The organism is Arthrobacter sp. GCM10027362 (assembly GCF_042679445.1).
GTDB lineage: Bacteria > Actinomycetota > Actinomycetes > Actinomycetales > Micrococcaceae > Crystallibacter.
This window is the reverse complement of the sequence record NZ_JBHTML010000238.1, coordinates 1-5,107: the sequence shown is the minus strand read 5'-3', so window position 1 is coordinate 5,107 and position 5,107 is coordinate 1. Positions and strand designations below refer to the sequence as shown.

Here is a 5,107-nt window from a genome sequence, read left to right as displayed (position 1 = left end):
TCGGCGAAATTGCTGTGCTCGGCCACGGCATGGCCGATGGCAGGATGGGCGATCTGCAGCAGCAGGGCCCGCCCCGCGCCGGCGAGCAAAACACCCTCCGCCCCGATGTCGGCCAGTCCACGGACCATTCAGACACTGTACCCGATCCGGTTCCCGGCCCCGGTTCGCTGCCCGCAGGGCCCCGCACCCGGACGGGCGTCCGGCAACCGCGCCGGCAAGGCTCCCAGCACGTCTCGAATTTGAAGTGCAAGAGGGCGCGAAACCCGCTTCTCAGCATTCCAATTCGGGCGGACAATTCTTACCAGGATTCCTGGAATCCGTGCTTGAACGTTTCGGTCATACTCCGACCCGGTCCTTGAAGTCTTAAGGGTGCCATCGCATCCGCTTTATCTGAAACCAGGTGCACCGTGCTCCACAGCACCACCGCAACTCCCCAGCCCTTGCAGTCCCGGACAGGAGTCCGGACCAAGGTCCGTGCCATGATCATCGCCGTCCTTGTGGGTCTGGGCATGATCGTCATGCCGGCAGCGTCCCCGGCGACAATCGACAGCAACCACAGGCGGCCCGCCGCGGAACCGCCGTACATCCATACCAGTGCCTTCAACAAGCGCTTTATTTACGGCGCCGCACACCAGGAGTGGTCCGGCAGACACCATTTGTTTGTCTGGCTTTACCAGTGGTACGGAGGCGGATGGCATAACGTCGCCCAAAATGACGTGGAAGGGGATGCTTCCAACCTCCGCGCCATATCGTATGTGTATTGCGGGGAACCGTACAAAAAATACTGGTTCTATACCTACAGCAGTTCATGGACCCTGACTCCGTACGGCTGGCAATACGACGGTTCGGATGCGTCACGGGCCGTCGAACTGGGCTGCTAGGGCAGTTCTCATCCCATGCCTGGGATTTCCACCGGACAAACGGTTGGCAGACATCCCACGCAGGCTACGGTCGGCCCTCTTCCTCGCACATGTCGCAGGGATGCCGGCACAGGGACTCATGCGAGGCAATCCGCTCCGCCGTTGGGGCTGATTCAGGGGCTGCAACTGCCCACTTCGCGGCGCGCTGCAAAGGCGGTCTGCACCAGCACCCAGGAAACAAGAGACCCCCGCTACCAGGGACAGGTGGCGGGGGCCTTTTGTGCGTATCCAAATGGGATATGCGTTCGTGTTTCCAGCTATGGGGGATGTTGGAAGCACAGTCACCCACGCTATCAGCGGGAAAAGCAGCGAGATGTGAGGCTCCGTGAGCGTGTCGTTTTCCTCGCCGGACCAGATTCATCTCACGCAGCTATACACAAGCGCAGGTCAGGGGAATTTTCCCAGTTCGTGAGCCATCTGGACGAGGCCCGGGAAATCCTCGCATGGTTGGCGACCGGGGACCGGCGAAGCGCGGATTGTTCGCGCAGCCCGGCCACTCGAAATGTGTCTCGGAGCAGTCTGCGACGACAGTTAAGGCGATGGCCACCTGCGAGACATAGCGATGAGACACCGGCTTTCCCGAGGATTCAACGGCGTCCGGGTGTCTCGATCTGGTCTTGATTTTGCCTTGAGGGTTTCCAAGCGTGCGCCAAGGCTTGGCCGGTAACTGCTAAGTATGCTTTCCTGTTGCGGAGGGATAACGAAGCCGTCAATCCGGAAGCTGCGTGGCATGTGTCGGTTCAGCTTCCCGGATGTTCCCCGCCGCCAGGCCTGGCCCCCAATCGAGCCTGCCGGCGGATGGTGCGGCCCCGACCGGTTCCCCCAACGCCGGCCGGGGCCGCAATCTCCAGGACATGGAACAGTCATAGCGCCCCCAATTCACACGCTGTGACCCATGTCACCCAGGTCACGGTAGCACCGGCGCGTATGGCTCCGCTGGCGACACGCTGCCGGCTTCCCTGACAGGGATGTCCGCGCTGCAGCAGGTGGTTGTGTTTCCAATCCCCCAACCTGCATACCCATCAAAGATCCCACCGCCCGCGCCGGGTAGCGGGAGTCTCTCGTGTCCTCGCCGCCGGTTGCAGCCGACGGCCGGCCTGAACCCGGCAGGGCACCCAATCCCGTTGGTTAACCGGTGCCTGACCGTCCAGCCGGAATTCCCGGCCATCTGCTAATTCCCTACCGTCAGCCGATGACTAACTATGTGTACGGGTGGTCCCTGCTGGAACCCGGCGCATGCGGGAGGTCCGGGCAGCACCTGTAGCGGTTGGGATACCGCGGATTCTGTTGGTCGAGGCAACACCCGTTTTAGGGAGTGGCTTCGATGTATCGAAGGTTCGATTCGCCTGCATGCCGGCGGTTTTTGGCTCTTATCCGTGAGGGCCGCGGTCTCAAACTTCGGCCCGTGCGGCCGGTGTCGGGAAGGAGACGGCGTACCGGTGGCTGCGCGATGAGTACTTCCGGCTCCGTGGCGAGGGCTTGGACCATGCGGGAGCCCAGGCCTGGCTCGGATTCTTCTCCGGCCGTGCCCGGGAGTGGAACGAGCGGTTCCTGGAAAACAGGAACGGGCGCCATCACCTCCAGGTCGAACCCGCGGCCGGGGAAGCGTTCCGGCCTGTCTGCCTGGGCGGGGCGGTCCTGGAAACTGCCGCCGCGGCCCCAGAGGTAAGTCTGGCGACCGGGTACCGGTGGCTTTACGGCCGTTTCATGGTGCTGCGGTCTGGGCATCCGGCCGCGCGGGTGGGCAGGGAGCTGCGGCTCCCGCCCGCGGTGGCCGCTGCCTGGGAGGCCCGGCGGAAAAGCACCTGGGCGCCGAAAAGGCCCGGCTGCGGCAGGTGCACCTGGACGGGATCCGAGAAGCACGGGATGTCGCCGAACGCACCGCGAAGCCCCTGTCCGCGGCGCAGGAACTGCGGGCCCTGCGGGAGACACGGTACCGGGAACTGGTCAATGCCGGGGCCTCGGACACCCGGGCCTGCAGGATGTTGGGAGTGAGCAGGAACATCGGGACCAGACTGCGGAACCGGCGCGCGGCACAGCCGCAGGGGCAGGCCGGGCCGTCCTCGAAGGCGGTACCTGTCCCTGCGCGAACGGCTGCAGATCGCGGACCGGCTGCGGCCGGGCTGCTCCCTGCGGCACATCGGGCGGGAACCGGACGGGCCCCGTCAACCATCAAGCGGGAGCCGGGCCGCCACCGCGACGGGCAGGGCCGGTACCTGCCCCACACCGCCGACCATGACGCCCGCCGGCAGCACCGGCGGCCGCGGGAGCGGAAGCTGAACGCGAACCGGCGCCTGCGCGAGCTGGTGCAGCGCAAGCTGAACCGCCGGTCACCGGAACAGATCTGCGGCCGGGCCGGTCCTGCGGTTCCCGGCAGAACCGGACCTGCGCCTGTGTCCGGAGACGATCTACCGGGCGCTGCTCTTCAACGACGACGGCGGCCGGCGCGCATCGTGGGCGGCCTGCTCGCCCGGGAGCCGCTGCCGCAACGCGTCGCTGATCGCCTCAGGCCAGGAACGGACCACGAGCATCAGGCGTTCCTCGAGTTCGCGCCGGTCGACCTGTGGCACACCGCCGCCGCGCGGCAGACGGATCCGGTAGAACAGGCGGACCAGCGCGGACTCGCTCATCCTCACTTCGAAATCCATGGACTCGGCATTGAAAGCCTCGCGGAGTTCCTTCTCCACCCGCAGCAGTACAGGGGTCGTGTAGCGGTAGCGGGGCAGGAACACCAGCCGACATGAACCGGCCGTAGATGTCCGGACGCAGGAAGACGCTCGTGCGGCGGCGCTCCTGCAGCCGCAGGATGCCCATGACAATCTCGTGCAGATCCTTGACCTCGATCTGGAACAACTCGTCGCGCGGATAGGACTCAAGGATCGCCACCAGGTCCTTACCCGAATGCGAATCCCTTGCAAACCCGGAGGCACGAAGCACCGCATCAACCTTCTCCCGGAGCACCGGGATGCTGCGCACGGTGCGCGTGTACGCACTGGAAGCAAACAGCCCGATAAAGCGCCGTTCGCCGTTGACATTGCCCTTCGGATCGAAGCTCTTGATCCCGATGTAGTCCAGGTACACACTACGGTGGACCGTGGAACGCGAGTTCGCCTTGGTGATGACCAGTGCGCGCTTCTCCCGCGCCTTCGCGCGCCCGGACTCGGTCAGGTGCTGGACCGGCATGCCCGACACATGCCTGCGCATCAGCCCCAGCCCGCTCTCCGGGCGGACCCGCAGGACATCCCGGCCGTCCTCGCTGGCGAGATCGTACTCCCGGTAGCCAAGGAGGGTGAAGTCGCCGTCGTCGAGCCAGCGCAGCAGCTCACTGGCCGCGTGCAGATCCGGGATCTCGTGACCGTCTGGCACGGATCCTAGGGAACCGGCGATCTCGTGTGCCTTATCGCGCATATCCTGCCAGTCGTCGACCGCCACTCGCACGTCCTCGAGGACGCGTTCGATACCGGCAACGAGCCCGGCGACGGCCTCGCTGCTCGGCTCGCCGCCGAGCTCGACCGCTATCCAGGACTCGACGCGCGCATGCGTCGTGCCGGTCCCGAAAAACCGGGAGAGATCCGGCACTGTGGCGGTGTCACCGCTGGAGACCGGGGACGGGGTAACCACCAGCTTGATGGTGTCCAGTATTCCGTCCTCACCGTGCCGGGCGGCGAGGAAGATCGGGTGCACGACCAGGTTGATGGCCAGTCCCTGCCGGACGATTTCCGCAGTCACCGAGTCGACAAGGAACGGCATGTCGTCAGTGACCACGTAGATGACCGAGACACCCCCCGTGCGTGCCCACGGAGATGATGGCCTCGCGCTGCCGCCGCGCATAGCCCACAGACAGATGGGCCCCGACCCGGGCCTCCAGGTCCTCCGGCCGGTATTCAGCAGTGTCTTCCGGGGCCAGATGCCCGTAGTAGTTCTGCAAAAACCCCGGTGTGGCCGTGTCAGCGACGAACCCTTCCACCACGCTGGATTCCAACGACATAAAAACGCCTCCCTAATGCGGACCGGGGACCGCCGTGGCGGTCTTGTTCCCGCCAAATGCCTCATTGCAAACGCTTCAAGCCACCTTGCAACGCAAGTGAGGCTTACACCGGTCCGCTGATTAGTGCGTGTCGACCGCTTCGACCTCGGTCTTGTCCCCGCCCCAGAGGGTGTGGAAGGTGCCCTCGGCGTCGATGCGC

The 5,107-nt window shown here is 65.2% G+C and carries 4 protein-coding genes and 1 pseudogene; 1 reads left to right on the top strand and 4 read right to left on the bottom strand.

The window, feature by feature from the left end; all coding sequences use genetic code 11:
- On the bottom strand, positions 1–128 hold a 128-nt coding region (locus ACFQ36_RS20605; protein ID WP_377017069.1), incomplete at its 3' end, for an oxygenase MpaB family protein.
- A gap of 351 nt (positions 129–479) precedes the next feature.
- Between ACFQ36_RS20605 and ACFQ36_RS20600 the strand changes: the two genes are divergently transcribed.
- On the top strand, positions 480–881 hold the full coding sequence (locus ACFQ36_RS20600; RefSeq protein WP_377017065.1) for a hypothetical protein: 402 nt from the start codon (positions 480–482) through the stop codon (positions 879–881).
- Between the two features lie 2,447 nt (positions 882–3,328).
- Here the strand turns inward: ACFQ36_RS20600 and ACFQ36_RS20595 are convergent.
- The 3 genes and pseudogenes from ACFQ36_RS20595 to ACFQ36_RS20585 all read right to left on the bottom strand — a co-directional run bounded on the left by ACFQ36_RS20595 (position 3,329) and on the right by ACFQ36_RS20585 (position 4,908).
- Entirely contained in the window at positions 3,329–3,862 is a 534-nt protein-coding gene (locus ACFQ36_RS20595) for a hypothetical protein (RefSeq protein ID WP_377017067.1), read from the bottom strand.
- Positions 3,768–4,670, bottom strand: a pseudogene (locus tag ACFQ36_RS20590) (NAD-glutamate dehydrogenase); the annotation flags it as partial. The pseudogene ACFQ36_RS20590 and the gene ACFQ36_RS20595, both read right to left, overlap by 95 nt.
- A 4-nt stretch (positions 4,671–4,674) precedes the next feature.
- Positions 4,675–4,908, bottom strand: coding sequence for a hypothetical protein (locus ACFQ36_RS20585; protein ID WP_377017063.1), 234 nt, complete (start codon positions 4,906–4,908; stop codon positions 4,675–4,677).
- Positions 4,909–5,107: the final 199 nt, after the last annotated feature.